Genomic DNA, 17,497 nt, shown 5'->3' with positions numbered 1-17,497 from the left:
GGGTAGCGAGTACCCATGCGCCCGCAACTGCGCGAGTGCGAATCTCTTCGGCGTGAGCCAGACAGTAGAGCGCCCCGAGCAGGCCCCCCACGAGGCACCGGCCTGGTGGACCGCCGCTCGCCTTCCCGGCGAGGGCGGCACCGACCGGCCCGCCTGGGCGCTGCTCGCCGACGAGGTGCTCGCTGCCCTGCCCACCGAGGGCGACTGGCCCGCTCCCGTCGACGCCGACGGCGACCGCGTCTTCCGGCACGCCGTGCTGCCCTTCGCCGCCGCCACCCGCGAGCTGCTGGCCGGGCGCGAACCCGCCGCCGAGCAGGTCTGGCCCGGTGTCGAGAGCTGGCTCTGCGGGCAGCTCACCGCCCTCGCGGCCCGCACCTTCGTGCTGGAACTGCACTCCGCGAAGAAGGCCGGCCTGCTGCGCGGCGCCACCGGGCGCGACCGTTTCGTCGACTTCCTGCGCCTGCTCGGCGGCCGCGGGTACCTCACCGACGTCCTGGGCCGCCACCCGGTGCTGGCCCGGCTGCTCGCCCAGACCTGCCTGCGCACCGCCGACGCCGTCGCCGAGCTGCTCACGCGGTTCGCCGCCGACCGGGCCGCGCTGCGGGCCGGGCTGCTCGCGGGGAGCGAAGCCGAACTGAGCGAGCTGACCCTCGGTGCCGGCGACGTGCACTCCGGCGGCCGGGCGGTGGCCGTGCTCGGCTTCGCCGACGGACGGCAGCTCGTCTACAAGCCGCGTCCGCTCGGGCTGCTCGCCCGGTGGGGCGAGCTGCTGCGGTGGTTCGCCGAGGAACGGCCCGGGCTCGTGCCGCGCCCGGTGGGCGTGCTGGCCCGCGACGGCTACGGCTGGACCGAGTACGTGCCCGCGCGGCCGTGCGCCGACCAGGCCGGGGTCGAACTGTTCTACCGCCGCCAGGGTGCGCTGCTGGCCCTCCTCTACGCGCTCGACGCCACCGACATGCACTGCGAGAACCTCATCGCCTGCGGTGACCAGCCGATGCTCGTGGACGTCGAGACCCTGTTCCACCCCGCCTTCACCGCGCTCACCCGCAACGGGCCGGACCCGGCCGCCGCCGCGCTGCACCGCTCGGTGGCGCGCACCGCCCTGCTGCCCACGCTGATGCTCGGCGAGCACGGCGCGCTCGACGTCTCGGCCTTCGGCGGCGGCAACGGCGACCAGAGCCCCGGGGAGGTGCCGCACTGGACCGGCGCCGGCACCGACGCCATGCGCCTCGCCCGCGGGCCGATCCCCTACGCCGGCGGCGCGAACCGGCCGGTGCTCGACGGGGCCGAGGTCGACGCCGGGCTGTACCGGCAGAGCCTGCTGAGCGGCTTCCGCGCCGCCTACGAGTCCCTGGTCGACCGCCGCACCGAGCTGCTCGGCGGTGCGCTCGACGGGTTCGCGGCCGAGGAGATCCGCCTGGTGATGCGGCCGACGCAGGTCTACGCCACCCTGCTGACCGACTCGACGCACCCCGCGCACCTCGCCGCCGGTGCCGCCCGGCCCGAGGCGTTCGCCTCGCTCGCCGAGGACCACGGGAAGGCCCACCTGCCCGCGCTCGTGCAGCACGAGATCACCGAGCTGTGCGACGGCGACGTGCCGGTGTTCACCGCCGCCGCGGGCTCGGTCGACGTCACCACCGGGACCGGCGTGGTCCTGCCCGGCCTGCTGGCCGCGAGCGGCCTCGACCAGGCTCGCGCGAAGATCGCCCAGCTGTGCGCGGAAGACCTGCGCGAGCAGGAGTGGTTCGTGGAGGCCACCCTCGCCACCCGCCGCCCGGTGGTCCGCCACGGCGCGGGTGCGCCGCTGCCCGGCGCCGTGGCCGCCGTCGTGCCCGACAGCCAGCACCTGCTCGCGCTGGCCTCCGCGATCGGCGACGACCTCGTCGCCCGCGCCGCCCACGACGACGTGCGCGCCAACTGGGTCGGCCTGGAACTCCTGGACGGCCGCCACTGGCTGGTGCTGCCGATGGGTGCCGGGCTCGCCGAGGGCTACTGCGGCACGGCCCTTTTCCTGGCCCAGCTGGGCCGGCTGACCGGCACCGCCCGCTACTCCGAGCTCGCCGCGAAGGCCGTGCGCACGCTGCCGGTGCTCGTCGAGGTCCTCGCCGAACACCCCGAGCTCGCGCGCGAAGTCGGCTCCGGCGGCTTCTTCGGCCTCGGCGGGATCTGCTACGCCTTGGCCCGATTGGCCTCCCTCCTCGGCGACAGCACCCTCGCCGCCTGCCTGCCCGCCGCGATCGCCGCGACCGCCGCCGCCGACGCGGCCGCGCCGGTGGGCGTCGGCGAGGGCACCGCGGGCGCCCTCGCGGCCATGCACGCCGTGCACGCGGAAAGCGGGCTGCCGGAAGCGGCCGCGCTGGCCGCCACGCTCTCCCGGCGGCTCGCCGGCGCCCCGCGCCCCGCCGCCCCCGGCTTCCTCTGGGGTGCCGCGGGTGTCGACTGGGCTCTCGGGCGCGGCGGCCGGACCACGGCGGACCCCCTGGACGGCGACCTGGGCTGGTGCTCGGGCCTGGCCGGCCGGGTGCTCGCCACGGCCGCCGGACCGGGGTTCGCCGCGCGGGCGGCGGACGCGTTCTCGGCCGCGGTGGCCGCCCGGCCGCCGTCGTCCGACCAATCGCTCTGCCACGGCGAACTCGGCACCCTCGAAGCACTCGTGGTGCTCGCCGGGCAGGGCCACGAACCGTCGGTTTCCGCCTTGCGGAGGGCGACTTCGCGCCTCGTCGGCGCCATCGAAGGACACGGGCTCCAGTGCGGTACTCCGCACGGAGTAGCGAGCCCGGGCCTGCTCACCGGAACCGGGGGTATCGGTTTCGGGTTGTTGCGGGCCGGTTTTGCCGAACAGGTTCCGTCGGTTCTGCTGCTCGAACCTTCGGGACGTCTTCCGAAATAACCGGGAAACACCTCACCACGGGAGTGCAGATGCGCAACGACACCAACACCGGCGAATTCGACGCGACCCCCGCCCGCCCGGAGGCGGACAGCCCGCTCGGCGACGCCACGCCCGCCGCCAGAACGAAGATCGGTGTCCGGGCGGGGATTCTCGCCGGGCTGACCCTCGGCGTCGCCGGCGCGGCGGTCGTCACGATGGACATCAGCACGGTCGTCAGCAACCACACGCACGCGTGACGTACTCGCGACGGCACAAAGCGTGACAATAACCCCGAGCCTGCCGTCCGAACAGTGGAATCTCCACCGGAAAACCACCGAATTCGTGACTCCGGTCTCTAAGGTTGGCGCATGCGCACCCGTGCCCCCGCTCTCGTCGGCCGAGGACCGGAGATCGAGGAGATCGGGCGGGTGTTGCACGACGCTCGCCGCTCTTCCGGATCGGCCGTGTTCGTCACGGGGGAACCCGGTATCGGCAAGACCCGGCTCGCCGCCGAAGCGGTCGGCCACGCCCTGGACGCGGGATTGGTGGTGCTGCGGGGACGCGGCAGCACCACCGGCCCCGCCGTGCCGTTCCGGGCGCTCACCGAAGCACTCCTGTCCCTCGCCCGCACCGGCGGCCGCGAGCTGGTCGAACAGCTCGGGCCGTACCGGTCGGTGCTGGGCAGGCTGATCCCCGACTGGGCCGCCGGCACCGACACCGCGGGCGACTCCTCGCTGGTGGTGCTCGCCGAGGCGACGCTGCGGCTCACCGGGCTGGCCGGCGCGGGCCGCGGCTGCCTCTTCGTCGTCGACGACCTGCAGGACGCCGACGTGGAAACCCTCGCCGTGGTGGAGTACCTGGCCGCCAACGTCCGCACGCAGCCGGTGGTCGTGCTGGCCACGCTGCGCGCCGAACCCTCGCCCGCGCTGGAGGCCGCCCACGCCGCCGCCCGGCGCGGCGAGGGGTTCCTCATGCAGCTGGACAGCCTCGGCCCCGCCGAGGTGCGGGACGTGGTGGCCTCCTCGCTCGGCGCCGAGCCGGACCAGGTGTCCGCCGACGTGGCCGAGCGCCTGTTCGCCGACAGCGCGGGCAATCCCCTGGTCGTCGAGGAACTGCTGCACAGCATGGTGGCGGCCGGCGAGCTGGTGGCCGGCGCGGCGGGCTGGCGGTTCACCGGCCACGGCCGCAGCGCCGTGCCCTCGACGCTCGTCACGATCATCACCCGCCGCGCCGACCGCCTCGGCGAACGCGGCAAGCAGCTGCTCGCCATCGCCGCGGTGCTCGGCCGCCGATTCCCGCTCTCGGTCGTGCAACGGGTGAGCGAGCTCGACGACCACAGCCTGTTCGGCCACCTGCAGTCCGCCGTCGCCGCCCAGCTGCTCACCGCCGACGAGCGCGGCGAAGACTGGTACGCCTTCCGTCACCCGCTGACCGCCGAGGCCCTGCTCACCCTGCTCAACCCGGCCGAACGCGTGGCGCTGTCGGCGAAAGCGGCCGACGCCGTGGTCGAGCTGCACCCCGACCTGCCGGGTGAGCTGTGCAGCCTGGCCGCGTCGCTGCGGCTGGGCGCCGGGGACCGCTGGGCCGCCGCCGACCTGTACCGCGAGGCCGCCCAGCGCGCGCTGGGCGAGGGCGCGCCGGGGTCGGCGATCGCCGTGCTGGAACACGCCGTGAGCCTGCTCGGCGACGACGCCGATCGCGGTGACGACCGGTCCGGCCGGTACCGGGACCTGTTGGAGCTGCTGCTGTTCGCGCTGGCGGAGGCGGGGCAGTTCGACCGCGCGGTGAAGGTCGCGCGCTCGCTGCGGCCCGCCGACGGCCGCGATCCCGCGCGCCAGATCCGCGTCCACGTCCGCCTGGCGTGGGCGGCCCAGGTCGCCGGCCGCTGGGCGGAGGGCTTCGAACAGGTCGCCGCGGCGCGTGCCCTGCTGCCGGCGGACGGGCTGGCCGAGGAAGCGGTGGCGGTGGACGCCGTGGACGCCTACCTGTCGATGTCCGGCCCGGCCCCCGACCGGGTGCGCCGCAGCGAAGAGCTGGGCCGCCGCGCGGTCGCCGGCGCCGAGCGGATCGGCTCTCCGTCGACCGCGTGCCAGGCGCTCTACGCGGTCGGGTTCGTGGTGCGCGAACGGGACATGGCCGAGTCCGACGAGTGCTTCCGCCGGATGCTCGACAGCGCCGCCGAACACCGGCTGACGAACTGGCGCAACTACGCGCTGGTCGGCCTCGGCGGCAACGCCTGGCTGGCCGAAGCGGACCCCTCGGGGCTGGAGACCGCGCGCGCCGAGGCACTGCGCACCGGCGGGATCAGCCTGGCCTACAACGCGGACGCCGTGCTGGGCCTGCATTCCGTGCTGTGCGGCCGGTTCGACGAGGCCGGGCGGCGGCTCGACGCGTGCTACGCCGAGTCTTCGCGGATCAAGCTGTACGCCGTCAGCCGGTACGTCCAGATGGCGCAGGCGGTGCTGGCGGGGCACCGCGGCGACCGCCGGGCGATGGAGACCGCGCTCGGCGACTTCCGGCGCGGGGGCGGCGACGCCGGCCCCGAGGCCCCGCTCGCCCGCGGCCTGGCCCAGGTCTTCTGCTCGCTGCTGGAGGAGGACCGCGAGACCGCGCGCGCCGAGCTGACGACCCTGGCCGCCGACCAGGCGCGGCAGCAGAGCACCTTCCACCTCGCCGGCACCCACGGCCTGAAGCTCCTGCTCGACGTGATCGCCGGTGACGCGACCTGGGACGACCACCGGCGGATCGCCGCCGGGGCCACCGGCGGGATGCGCTGGAACCGGCAGTTCGTGCTGCTGGCCGAAGCGGTGCTGCACGGCCGCGACCACGCGCACGAGCCCGCCGCCGCGGCGATGCGGCGCGCGGCCCAGGCGGCCGCCCCGTTCGGCGTCGCCCGGCCGCTGGGCCTGCGCCTGACCGCGGAACCCGCCGTCGACGACGGCTGGGGCGAGCCCGCGGACTGGCTGCGCGAAGCCGAGAGCCACTTCCACGGCGCGGACGTGATCCCGGTGGCCAGCGCTTGCCGGGCCCTGCTGCGCCGGGCCGGGGCGTCGGTGCAGCAGCGCCGCACGGGCACCGAGCGGGTGCCCGAAAGCCTGCGCGCGATCGGCGTCACCCTGCGCGAGTACGAGGTCTTCGAGCTGCTGGCGTTCCGGCTCAGCAACAAGGCACTGGCGGCCCGGCTGCACATTTCCCCGCGCACGGTGGAGAAGCACGTCGCGGCGCTGCTGATGAAGACCTCGGTCCGCGACCGCGCCGAACTGACCCGGTTCGCGGCGGAGAACTCGTCGGCCTCGGAGGTCTGACGGCGCCTCGGCCGTACCGTCCCGTGTGGACGGCACCGCGATCGTTCCGGTTCGACGGAAGCTTCCCGACTATTCGGACTCGAGCACCATTGTGGACAATCGCCGGCCATCGGTGGTGCCGATTCCGCAGGTCGCGGCGCGACGCGCAAAAGGTTCCGCCTTCGAGGACCCTTCGGGCAGGGATGAATCGTTTCGGGGCCGCTTGACCCCGTCCGGGCACGCCTGGCACGGTCGGCCTGGCGAGAGCGGCTCACCCGGCCGGGTCGGCCGAGGTGACGATTCCGGCACTCTCGGCAACTGGGGTTGGCACAGAACGGGATTTCTTCGGCGGTCACCCAAGCCCGCCCGGTTTCCCGGTGCGAAAACGAGATTGGAAGTCATACCATGCGTAACAAGATCGCGGCCGTGGTCGCGACGACGGCGTTCGTCGCCGGCGGGACACTCCTGAGCGCGACGTCGGCGTCGGCACAGGTGGACCCGCCCGGCGGCAGCTGGGACCACACGTGGACCACCACGGACGCCGCCAAGGGCGGCACCATCTACATCGAAGAGAACGGCGACGTCGTCTCCCTCTGTGACACGGCGGCCGACGGGCTCGCTCCCCGGGCCACGATCTCCGTCGAGGAGAGCTCCGTTCCGGGCGCCTACGACATGCGGTACACGCTCACCGCGTCCGGCGGACTGGGCTCTTGCGCCACCGCCAGGGCATCCGATGGCGGCACGCACAACCTCCCGGAGAACTGGAACATCGGCGTCGGGATCTACCTGGGCCCGAACTACCAGCACTCGAGCCAGCACTACTACTTCAACGATCACTGAGCTCTCGCGGACGGCCCGGTCGATGATCACGACCGGGCCGTCCGCTCCGCCTGTGTCCGTCAGCGGACCACCACCGACGCCGCGCACAGCGCCGCCCAGCCGGCCGCGAACGCCGCCACCTTCGTGCGCGCCGAGCGGTCCGGCAGGCCGGTGCCGAACACCACCGCGTCCGCCGCGTCGGAGGCCACCCGGGCGGCGAGGGCCACCCGGAGCGGCTTGCCTTCGGGCGCGAACAGCATCGCCAGGCCGATCGCGGCGTCGCGAGCGCCGATGCCGGCGATCAGGGTGCGGACGCCCGCGGTGACTCCGCCGGCCGGGGTCGTCAGGCCGCACGGTTTGGCCAGAACACGCGGCGCGGCGATGATCGTGGCACTGTAGGCGGCGGTCACCGCTCCGAGGACGCGGGTCAAGGCGGGCATCCGTCACTCATTTCCCTAGGCGCGAGCTGAAGCCTTCCGCTTACCCCCGTCCGCCGGTGCCAAACCGCCGCCGACGCCGGACTCGATCGCCGCCGTGACGATGCGGTTGCGGTCGCCCGGGGACAACACCCCGTTGGCCACCAGCTCCTGCGTCACCGCCTTGACGTGCTTCACGAACCGGTCGTGCGACGCGTACTCCGCGTTCTCGTCGATGACGTCGTTGATCGTGCAGCCGTTGCCGGTGTCGATGTTCTCCACCTGGCTGTCGATGCCGCCGATCACCACCGTCTCGCGGGTGTCCGAAGCCGGGCACGCGTCCGGCGGTGGGGGCGCCGCGACCACCGTGAACGCGCCCGAGACCTCCGCCGAGACGTTGCCGGCGACGTCGGTGGCCCGGGCCCGCACGGTGTGCGCCCCGAGCGCGGACACCACCACCGGCGCCGCGTACCGGGTCCACGCCGAAGAGTCCACTTTGTACTCGATGAGGCCCACCCCGGACCCGGCGTCGGAGGCGGTCACCGTCACGGTCGCCGAACTCACGTAGTTCCAGCCGCCGTCCTGCTTCCCGGTGACCTGGAGCGCGACCGCGGGCGCGGTGGTGTCCCCGCCGGCGACCACGGTGAACGACACCGAACCCTCCGCGGACGCATTTCCGGCGACGTCGCGAGCGCGGTAGCCCACCGTGTGCGCACCGGCCGCCGACACCGGAACCGGCGCCGTGTAGGCGGTCCAGGCACCGCTGTCCACTTTGTACTCCACGGCGGCGACCCCGGAACCGGTGTCCGAAGCGGTCACCGTGACCGTCGCCTTGCCGACGTAGTTGCCGTCCCCGTCCTGCGTACCGGCCACCGAGGCCGACACGGCCGGTGCCGTCGTGTCGCTCCTCACCACCGTGAAGTGGGCCATGCCCTCCGGCGACACGTTCCCGGCGACGTCGGTGGCCCGGTAGTGCAGCATGTGCGTGCCCGCCGCGGTCACCGCGACCGGAGCCGTGTAGGCCGTCCAGGCCCCGCCGTCCAGCTGGTACTCCACCGAAGCCACGCCGGAATCCGCGTCGGTGGCGGTGATCCGCGCGGTCGCGACGTCGAGGTAGTTGCCCGACGGGTCCTGCGTGCCGGTGATCGCGGCGGTCACCGCGGGCGCGGTCGTGTCCCCCGGCCGCGCGACGACCGTGAAGTGCGCCATCCCTTCTTCCGACTGGTTCCCGGCGACGTCGCGGGCGCGGTGGTGCAGCATGTGCGTGCCCACGGCGGAAACCACCACCGGCGCCGAGTAGGCCGTCCAGGTGCCGCCGTCGAGCTGGTATTCCACCGAAGCCACGCCGGAGCCCGAGTCGCTCGCCGAAAGCGAAACCGTGGCGGAGCCGACGTAGTTGCCCGAAGAGTCGCGGTCGCCCGCCACCGAAGCGGTCACCGTCGGCGGGGTCGTGTCGCCGGTGCCGTCGGAGACGACGAACTCCCCCACCATCGCGGTGTGGCCGGGAATGGTGCAGTAGTAACGGTACTTGCCGGGCGTCAGCGTCACGACGGCCTCGTGCCGGCCGTCCTGCGGGTCGAACGGGTTGGCCAGGATGTTCAGCGAGACGTCGTGGTTGTAGCCCGGCGTCGTCGTGTCGAACGTCAGGGTGTGCGACATCCCGGTCGTGTTGCCGGTGGCTTCGCTGTTCTCGAAGATGATCGTGGTCTCGCCCGGCAGGGCGCCGGTGGGCGCGGACGCGTATTCGGTGGTGCTGTTGTTCCCGGTCCAGGTCAGCGTCTGGACCGGGGCCGCCGCCGCGGGCGTCGCCAGCCCCAGCACGGCCAGGAACGCGGTCAGCAGCAGGGCGATCAGTCGTGGGGACATCGCGGGAGAACCCTTCCTGAAGTGGGCCTCGTGAGTGGTAAGTCGGGTTCTAACCCGACTTACCACTCACGAGGGGCCGCGGCAGAGCTACAGCTGCCGCACCCGGATGTTGCGGAACTCGATCAGGTCGTTGTCGCTGTGGTTCTGCAGCCCGATGAACCCGCTGACGAACTGCCGCAGGTCGGTGGGCGGGTCACCCGCGCGCGACGACTGCTGGCCGGGCGTGTTGTCGAACTCGTTGATCACCACGCCGTTGCGGATCATCGTGTAGTGCTGCCCGACGACCTTGATCTCGTACTCGTTCCACGTCCCCTTCGGCCGCGCCCCCGCCTGGTCGAGCGGGCGCGGGTCGAAGTTGTAGACCGACCCGGTCTTCTGCGGCTCGCCGGTGTCGCCGTCGTAGATCTGGATCTCGTGGCCGCAGTAGATCGCGACCCAGGCCTGCGACGTCCGCGCCGACCCGACCGTCCCGCAGCTGCCCGGCGGCCGCTGGTCCAGAGGGGTCCGCGGATCCGGGAACCGGACGAACACCCCGCTGTTGGCCCGGTTCGGGTCCGGGGCGATGTCCTTGAACTGCACCTTGACCGAGAAGTCGCCGAACTGCCGCTGCGCGTACCACAGCATGCCCAGCCCGCCGCCGGCCCGGATGGAGCCGTCGGGTTGCAGCGTGAACTGCCCGGAAGGTGCCTGCTCCCAGGCGCGCAGCGATGCGGCTGTGCCGTCGAAGAGCGCCTCGTAGCCCGTCGTGCCCGGTTTCCCGATCGGCGACGCCGCCGCGGCCGCGTTCAGCTCGGCCACCTCGGCGTCGTTGAGCACCCCGAGGTCGGACAGCGTCTCGGTGGCCTGCTCGACGTGGTTGACGAACGCCGCGTGCGTGGTCCACACGCCTTCGTCGTCGAGGAAATCGTCCACCGTGCAACCACCACCGGCGTTGCGGTTGACCACCTTCGTGAGGGTGTCGCCCAAGGTCACCACCGGGCTCGGATCGGCCACCGCGCAGCCGACGTTCACCGACGCCCGGGTGGTCACCGCCTCGCCGTTCGCGTAGGTCACGGTGAGCTTGGCGGTGAAGATCCCGGTGCGCGGATAGGTGTGCCGCGGGTCGGCCTGGGTGGACACCGAGCCGTCGCCGAACTCCCACCGGTAGGACACGCCACCGGACTTCGACCCGGTGAACGCCGCCGTCAGCGCCTTGTTCTGCACCATCGTCGACGACGCCGCCGGAGCGGGCGTCGGCGCGCCGCCGGTGTAGCTGATCTTCAGCAGCTTCTGGTTGGCGTCCAGGGAGAAGAAGCCGTTGCCGTAGTCCAGGACGTACAGCGCACCGTCCGGCCCGAACTTGGCGTCCATCCAGCTCTGCACCCGGGTGTCACCCGCGCCGCCGGGGATGATCTGCCGGAACGTCTCGGCGAACACCGGCGGCTGGTGCGTCGGCACGCCCGCCGGGTCGACGGCCACCGCGACCCGGTTCTGCGAGTTGGCTTCGTCGGCGATGAACCACTTGTTGTCCCAGTACTCCGGCCACGCGACGCCGCTGCCGGTGTTGACCAGCGAGCGGTGGTACGTCGGCCCGGACATGATCGCCTGGCCGCCACCGCGCAGGTACGGCTGGGTGTAGGTGGCGTCCGCCGCGTTGTACGTCGGAATGGACGAGCCCGGCCGCTTCGGGAAGACCGGGCCGCCGCCGTCCGGCGAGTACCAGATCATGTTGTCCTTGATCGGCGGCAGCGTCACCAGGCCGGTGTTGCGCGGCGAGGTGTTCACCGGGTGGTCGCAGTCGTACCAGCCGGTGAGTTCCGCGGCGTTGGTGCTGCTGCGGTCGCGGTAGGGCTGCCGGTTGCCCATGCAGTACGGCCAGCCGTGGTTGCCCGCCTCGGTGATGATCGTGGCCGTCTCGTACTTCGCCGGCCCCAGCTCGGGGCTGGGCGACGGCGCGTCCGGGCCGACCCAGCCCGCGGTCATCCAGTTGTGCACCGGGTCGATCTGCAGGCGCGAGATGTTGCGGACACCCATCACGTAGATCTCCGGGCGCGTCTTGTCGGACGGCCCGTTCGGGAACAGGTTGCCCGGCGGGATGGTGTACGTCCCGTTCGGCTCCGGGTGGATGCGCAGGATCTTGCCGCCGTAGTCGTTCGTGTTGCCCGCCGTGCGGCGGGCGTCCTGGAACGACAGGCCCTTGTAGTCCAGGGTCCAGTTGTTGCCCGAGTAGCCGTTCGAACCGCCCGAGGAGTTGTTGTCCCCGGACCCGATGTAGAGGTTGCCGTCCTTGTCGAACGCCATCCCGCCGCCGGCGTGGCAGCAGCTGTGGATCTGCACGTCCCAGGACAGCAGGTCCTTGCGGGTGGCCTGGTCGATCGTCTGCGCGGCCGCGTTGTAGGTGAACCGCGAGACCGTGCGCTTGCCGATCCGCTTGTCGCGGTCGATCGACTCGTGCGGCATCCAGTAGGCGTACATCCAGCCGTTCTCGGCGAACTTCGGGTCCAGCGCCAGCCCGAGCAGGCCCTCTTCGTTCTTGACCAGCTCGTCGCCGCTGCCGCGGTTGCCCATCACCCGCAGGGTGGTGAGCAGCTTGACCTTCTTGGTGGCCGGGTCCCACTGGTGGATCGTGCCGCAGCCGAGGCCGACGTTCGGGTCGTCCCAGCTGACCACCGGCCCGGTCGGGCAGGCCGCCTTGCCGATGTAGAACACCTTGCCGTCGGGGGCGATGGTCAGCCCGTGCGGCTCGCCGATCTGGTCGAGCTGCCCGGCCGCGTTCTTGCCGGTCAGCCGCTCGATCTTGTAGTTGGCCGCGATCCCGGCCTGGCAGTCGCCGCGCACCATGCCGGTGGTCCAGCGCAGCGCCCCGAGCAGGTGGTCGCGGAACTGGCCTTCGCCGTAGGACGCTTCGGTGCGGCCCATGCCGGTGTAGAAGGAGCGCCCGCCGTCGTAGTCACGGCACCAGGAGATGGGGTGGAACGCGCCGTTCGCGCCGACACCCGGCTGGTAGCCCTTCTCCTCGACCTGCGCGACCGTGTGGACGGTGCCGACCGGGTTGGTTTCCCAGTTGAGCCAGCGATCGGTGCGCGTCCAGTTCTGCGGCAGCCCCTTGGTGGCCGGGTGCTGGGCGTCCAGGACGTCGACGACGGCCTGCTGCGGCGCCGGCTCGGGCGGCGGCGGGGTCGTCGAGGTGTCCTTGAACAGCTTCAGGTCCGCCAGCTGGATGATCGGCTCACCGGCGTTCGCGGTGATGTTCAGCCGGTAGTTCGGGTAGACCGTGGTGTTGGCGAAGGTGAACGTCCGGGCCTGGAACGGCTCGGTGAACGTCTCGTTCGCGCGCGTGTCCAGGTCCGTCCAGGTGCTGCCGTCGGCGGAACCCTGCAGGGTCCAGTTCTTCGGGTTCCGGCCCGGGAAGTCGTTCGCCGACGTCAGCGAGTAGCTGCTGATCGCGACCGGCGTGGCCATCTTGTAGGCCGCCCAGCCGGTGGTCGCGAACGTCAGCCACTTCGTGTTTTCGTTGTTGTCGGCCAGTTTCTCCTTGGTCTCGTTCGGCGGGTTCTCCCCGCTCGCGGTCACCGACGCCACCGCTTCCGGGGTGAGCCGCGCCCCGACCGGGCGCGCCCCGATCAGGCCGGTGAACCACTGCGACGAGTCCTGCGCGCGGGCGGCGTCGGAGATGCCGAGGAACCCGCCGCCGGCCTTCATGTAGGCCTGCAGCGCGCCTTCCTGGTCACGGTTGAGCGCGACGCCCTGCGCGGAGAGGAACACGACACCGCGGTAGCGGGCCAGGTTGCCGGTGCTGAACACGGCAGGGTCCGAGGACGCCGTCACCGTGATGCCGTTGTCCCCGCCCAGCCGCGCGATCGCGTCGGCCGCGCGCAGCACCGGGTCCTTCTGATTCGCCGCGGCGCCGTGGAAGACCAGCACGTTCACCGGCACGTTCGCCGCGGGCGCCGCCTGGGCCACGGGCATCGCCATCAGCGGCGCTCCGGCCGCCAGGACCGAGCCGATGGCGAGCACGACCGCGCCGCGCCTGCCGAACCATCGCTGTGTCTTCTGGGGCCGAGCCCCAGACCCCGCCAGGTGGGCAAGCCCCCCTGGACCCCCCAAATGCTTTCTGTTCATAACTCCCCTCCTGCGTGCGTACGGGAATCGGGGTTCGTGTCGTGCCCGGTGTGGCCGTGCTCCTTGAACCGGTCGATCGCGTCCTGCGCACCGTCGGGCAGACCGCCGTCGGCGTTGCGGACCAGGAAGAGGCCCACCATCCCGCCGTCGGAGTGGGTCTGGACGTGGCAGTGGTACATCCACGCCCCGGGCCCGGCACCTTCGCCGGCGATCACCTGGAAGCCGAACGAACTGCCGGGGTCGAGGTTCTTGTTGTCCACGATGGCAACGTTGTCAGCGGCGCTGCTGAGCATCCCGGTGCGGGTATCGGCCCAGCGGTGCCCGTGCAGGTGGAACGTGTGCGGCAGGCTGCCGTACCCGATGCAGATCCACTCGACGCGCTCGCCGAGGCGGGCCTCGAAGATCGGCGTGTCGGGCGCCATCGCGTGGTTGATCATCATCTCGTTGAACACGACGGTGTACTGCTTGCTCGGCAGCAGGTCGCCGCGCTTGCGCACGATGAGCCCGCCGTAGAGGCCGCGGGCGAGGCCGGCGGTGCCGTGGTCGGTGCCCATCGCGTGGTCGTGGTAGTGCCAATAGCCGGCGCTGCCCGGCATCCAGAACCCGCCGCCGGCGTCGTACCGGGCCCGCGTGCGCCAGGTGTAGGTGCGGGTTTCGCCCGGCTTGTTGAACGACGCGTTGAGCGGGGCGCCGTCCGACGCGGTGTCGTAGGTGACGCCGTGCGGGTGGATGGACAGCCGTTTGTCCGTCCGGTTGACCAGTTCGATCTCGAGGGTGTCGCCCTCGTAGATCTCCAGCAACGGCCCCGGGATGGTGGCCTTGCCCGGTTCGAGGCCGTAGCCGTAGAGACCGCCGGGCAGGGCTTCGGCGTAGATGGTGATCTGGCGGGTCAGGCCCGCGGCCGATGCCGTTCCGGCCACCCCGACCGCGGGCGCGAGCACGCCCGCGGCGGTTCCGGCCAGCATCGACCGACGTGATACTCGCATGTCGAGTCCCCCCGGGGCTCTCAGAACCGGACGGTGCGGAGGTATTCGAACCCGACCTTCGCCGTGTTCAGCGGGTCGGTCGGCTGGTCGTGCTCGACGATGAATTCGCGGATGTTGTGGCAGGAGGCGGCGAAGATGCGCGGGAAGTCGATGACGCCGGTGCCGGGGTCGGTCATCTGCCCGTCCGCGGTCCGGTCCTTGACGTGGTACTGCGTCACGCGCGGATAGTGCTGCCGGAACAGCTGGACGGGATCGGCGCCGCCGGTCACCGCCCAGAACAGGTCGATCTCCAGGTGCACGAGACGCTTGTCGGTCTTCGCGGTCAGGACGTCGTAAGGCCGCACGCCGCCGATCGGGGCGAACTCGTGGGCGTGGTTGTGGTACCCGAGCTGGATCCCCGCCTTGCGGAAGGCGGCCGCGGCGGTGTTCAGGCGGCCCGCGAAGGCTTCCCACTCGGCGATGGTGGCGAAGTTCGCATACGGGACATTGGCGAGGGTGTTCCCGAGGATCTTCGCGTCGGCGATGGTCTGGTTCAGGTCGCCGTCGATGCCGACGTGCGTCGAGGACGCCTTGAGGTGACAGCGGTCGAGGATGGCGCGGAACTCGGTGGCGCTGCGGCCGTACGTCCCGGCCAGCTCGACCTTCCGGTAGCCGATGTCGGCCAGCGCGGAGAGCGTGCCTTCCGGGTCGTCCTGCAGCAGCGACCGCAGGGAGTAGAGCTGGATGCTGATCCGGTCGAGCGGCACGCGGCGGCGGGCCGGGGAGGCGTCGGCGGTGCCGGGCAGGGCCACCGCCGCCGCCCCCACCGTCAGGGCCACCGTCGCCACGTTCAGGAACTTTCGTCGGGAGTAGTGATCTGGCAGGTCACCGCACATGGAACTCCCTCATTTCTGGTTGCTGAAAGCCGCGTCGAATGCCGCCGACGGCTTGTCGAACAGGTGCTCGCGGACGTACTTCACCGCCTCCGCCGCGCCCCGGAGCCGGTCCATCCCGGCGTCTTCCCACTCCACCGAGATCGGGCCGGCGTAGCCGATCGAGTTCAGCGCCCGGAAGCAGTCCTCCCACGGGACGTCGCCGTGGCCGACGGACACGAAGTCCCAGCCCCGCCGCGCGTCCGCCCAGGCCAGGTGCGAGCCGAGCCGGCCGTTGCGGCCGTCGAAGCGCTTGCGGGTGTCCTTGCAGTCGACGTGGTAGATCCGGTCGGCGAAGTCGAGGATGAACCCGACCGGGTCGAGGTCCTGCCAGACGAAGTGCGAGGGGTCCCAGTTCAGCCCGAACGCCGGCCGGTGGTCGACGGCTTCGAGCGCGCGCTTGGTCGTCCAGTAGTCGTAGGCGATCTCGGACGGGTGGACCTCGTGCGCGAACCGGACGCCGACCTCGTCGAAGACGTCCAGGATCGGGTTCCAGCGGCGGGCGAAGTCCGCGTAGCCGTCATCGATGTCATCGCGCGAAACGGGCGGGAACATCGCCACGTACTTCCAGATCTTCGACCCGGTGAACCCGATCACGGTGTCCACGCCGAGCTTCGCCGCCGCGCGCGCGGTGTCGGCCATCTCGGCCGCCGCCCGCTGCCGGACGCCCTCGGGTTCGCCGTCGCCCCAGATGCGGGCCGGCAGGATCGCCTGGTGCCGGTGGTCGATCGGGTCGTCGCAGACGGCCTGCCCGACGAGGTGGTTCGAGATCGCCCACACCTTGAGGCCGTGCTCGGCGAGCAGCCGCAGCCGCCCCGGCACGTAGTCCTCTTCGGACAGTGCCCGGTCCACTTCGAAGTGGTCGCCCGAGCAGGCGATCTCCAGCCCGTCGTAGCCCCACTCCGCGGCGAGCTTGCAGACCTCGGTGAACGGCAGGTCGGCCCACTGGCCGGTGAACAACGTGACGGGACGGCTCATTTCTCCTCCACCGACGTCCATTTCGCTTCTTCGGCCGCGCTCTGCTCGACGGCGGCCAGCACCCGCTGGACGCGCAGGCCGTCGTCGAAGCCCGGCGCGGGGTCGGTGCCCGCGCCGATGGCGTCCAGGAGGTCGGCGACCTCGTGGGTGAACGTGTGCTCGTAGCCCAGCAGGTGCCCCGGCGGCCACCACACGCCGACGTACGGGTGCTGCGGCTCGGTGACGAGGATGCGGCGGAACCCGGCTTCGGTGCCGGTGCCCTCGTACCACTGGAGTTCGTTCATCGACTCGAAGTCGAACGCCAGGCTCGCCTTCGAGCCGTTGATCTCCAGCCGCATCGCGTTCTTGCGGCCCAGCGCGAACCGGGTCGCCTCGAAAGTCGCCACCGCGCCACCCGAGAGCCGGGCCAGGAACAACGCGGTGTCGTCGACGGTCACCTCGTCCGTGCCGCCGCTCTCGGCCGGCCGCTGCTTGACGAAGGTGTTCGTCAGCGCCGAGACGCCGGTGATCACCTCCCCGGTGACGAACTGGGCGGCGTCGACGATGTGCGCACCGAGGTCGCCGAGCGCACCCGACCCGGCGGACTCCTTGCGGAGCCGCCAGGTCATCGGCGCCTGCGGGTCGGACAGCCAGTCCTGCAGGTACACCGACCGCACATGCCGGATCTCGCCGAGCGCCCCGCTCGCCACCAGCGTTCTGGCGTGGGCGAGCGCGGGCACCCGGCGGTAGTTGAACGCGACCATGGCCCGCACCCCGCGTTCCCGGGCCCGCCGCGCCGCCTCGGCCATCGCTTCGGCCTCGGCGACCGAGTTGGCCAGGGGTTTCTCGCACAGCACGTGCTTCCCGGCCTCCAGCGCGGCGATCGCGATCTCCGCGTGGCTGTCCCCCGGTGTGCAGACGTCGACGAGACCGACGTCGTCCCGGGCGACGAGCTTCCGCCAGTCGGTTTCGACGTCCTCCCAGCCGAACTTCTCCGCCGCCGCCCTGGCCCGGGTTTCGTCGCGGCCGCCGAGCACGGCGAGTCTCGGCACCAGCGGTGGGTCGAAGAACCGGTGGACGCTGCGCCAGGCGTGCGAATGCACCGCACCCATGAACGCGTGGCCCACCATCCCGATCCCGATGGTTTCCCGTCCCGGGCTCATACCCCTCCTTTGGTTTCGGTGCGGGTGGTCGTGAGTGGTAATTTTGGTTGTATACCGATATTACAAAGAAGACAACGGGGGGAATAACGGGTGAGGTTTTGAATAGCAAGGAGAGTTAGTGGGTG

The 17,497-nt window shown here is 71.8% G+C and carries 11 protein-coding genes; 4 read left to right on the top strand and 7 right to left on the bottom strand.

What is annotated here, in order from left to right; genetic code table 11:
- Positions 1-52 precede the first annotated feature (52 nt).
- The 4 genes from ACWED2_RS32170 to ACWED2_RS32155 all read left to right on the top strand — a co-directional run bounded on the left by ACWED2_RS32170 (position 53) and on the right by ACWED2_RS32155 (position 6,993).
- On the top strand, positions 53-2,890 hold the full coding sequence (locus ACWED2_RS32170) for a type 2 lanthipeptide synthetase LanM family protein (RefSeq protein WP_449694261.1): 2,838 nt from the start codon (positions 53-55) through the stop codon (positions 2,888-2,890).
- A 29-nt stretch (positions 2,891-2,919) separates the two neighbouring features.
- Positions 2,920-3,126, top strand: coding sequence for a hypothetical protein (locus ACWED2_RS32165; protein WP_449694260.1), 207 nt, complete (start codon positions 2,920-2,922; stop codon positions 3,124-3,126).
- A 111-nt stretch (positions 3,127-3,237) separates the two neighbouring features.
- The gene (locus tag ACWED2_RS32160) at positions 3,238-6,174 is read left to right on the top strand and encodes an AAA family ATPase (protein ID WP_449694259.1); all 2,937 of its coding nucleotides are present in this window, start codon (positions 3,238-3,240) and stop codon (positions 6,172-6,174) included.
- Positions 6,175-6,558: 384 nt separating this feature from the next.
- Positions 6,559-6,993 carry a hypothetical protein gene (locus tag ACWED2_RS32155; protein ID WP_449694258.1) on the top strand — a complete coding sequence of 145 codons (435 nt, stop codon included), beginning with the start codon at positions 6,559-6,561 and terminating at the stop codon, positions 6,991-6,993.
- Positions 6,994-7,052: 59 nt separating this feature from the next.
- On the opposite strand, the gene ACWED2_RS32150 is transcribed toward ACWED2_RS32155, so the two are convergent.
- From ACWED2_RS32150 to ACWED2_RS32120, 7 genes are all read right to left on the bottom strand, one after another.
- Positions 7,053-7,412 (bottom strand): hypothetical protein, encoded by a 360-nt coding sequence (locus ACWED2_RS32150; RefSeq protein ID WP_449694257.1) that lies wholly within the window; start codon positions 7,410-7,412, stop codon positions 7,053-7,055.
- Between the two features lie 15 nt (positions 7,413-7,427).
- Entirely contained in the window at positions 7,428-9,254 is a 1,827-nt protein-coding gene (locus ACWED2_RS32145) for an OmpL47-type beta-barrel domain-containing protein (RefSeq protein WP_449694256.1), read from the bottom strand.
- An 87-nt stretch (positions 9,255-9,341) separates the two neighbouring features.
- Positions 9,342-13,355 carry a ThuA domain-containing protein gene (locus ACWED2_RS32140; protein WP_449694255.1) on the bottom strand — a complete coding sequence of 1,338 codons (4,014 nt, stop codon included), beginning with the start codon at positions 13,353-13,355 and terminating at the stop codon, positions 9,342-9,344.
- On the bottom strand, positions 13,352-14,341 hold the full coding sequence (locus ACWED2_RS32135) for a multicopper oxidase domain-containing protein (RefSeq protein ID WP_449694254.1): 990 nt from the start codon (positions 14,339-14,341) through the stop codon (positions 13,352-13,354). The genes ACWED2_RS32140 and ACWED2_RS32135 overlap by 4 nt, the downstream gene beginning before the upstream one ends.
- 20 nt (positions 14,342-14,361) lie before the next feature.
- Positions 14,362-15,216 carry a TIM barrel protein gene (locus tag ACWED2_RS32130; protein ID WP_449694253.1) on the bottom strand — a complete coding sequence of 285 codons (855 nt, stop codon included), beginning with the start codon at positions 15,214-15,216 and terminating at the stop codon, positions 14,362-14,364.
- Between the two features lie 9 nt (positions 15,217-15,225).
- Entirely contained in the window at positions 15,226-16,230 is a 1,005-nt protein-coding gene (locus ACWED2_RS32125) for a sugar phosphate isomerase/epimerase family protein (RefSeq protein ID WP_449694252.1), read from the bottom strand.
- The gene (locus ACWED2_RS32120) at positions 16,227-17,372 is read right to left on the bottom strand and encodes a Gfo/Idh/MocA family protein (RefSeq protein ID WP_449694251.1); all 1,146 of its coding nucleotides are present in this window, start codon (positions 17,370-17,372) and stop codon (positions 16,227-16,229) included. The genes ACWED2_RS32125 and ACWED2_RS32120 overlap by 4 nt, the downstream gene beginning before the upstream one ends.
- Positions 17,373-17,497 lie beyond the last annotated feature (125 nt).

The sequence above is a fragment of the Amycolatopsis sp. NPDC005003 genome (assembly GCF_053600695.1).
The sequence above is the reverse complement of the archived record's forward strand: the minus strand, read 5'-3'. Positions and strand labels throughout refer to the sequence as shown.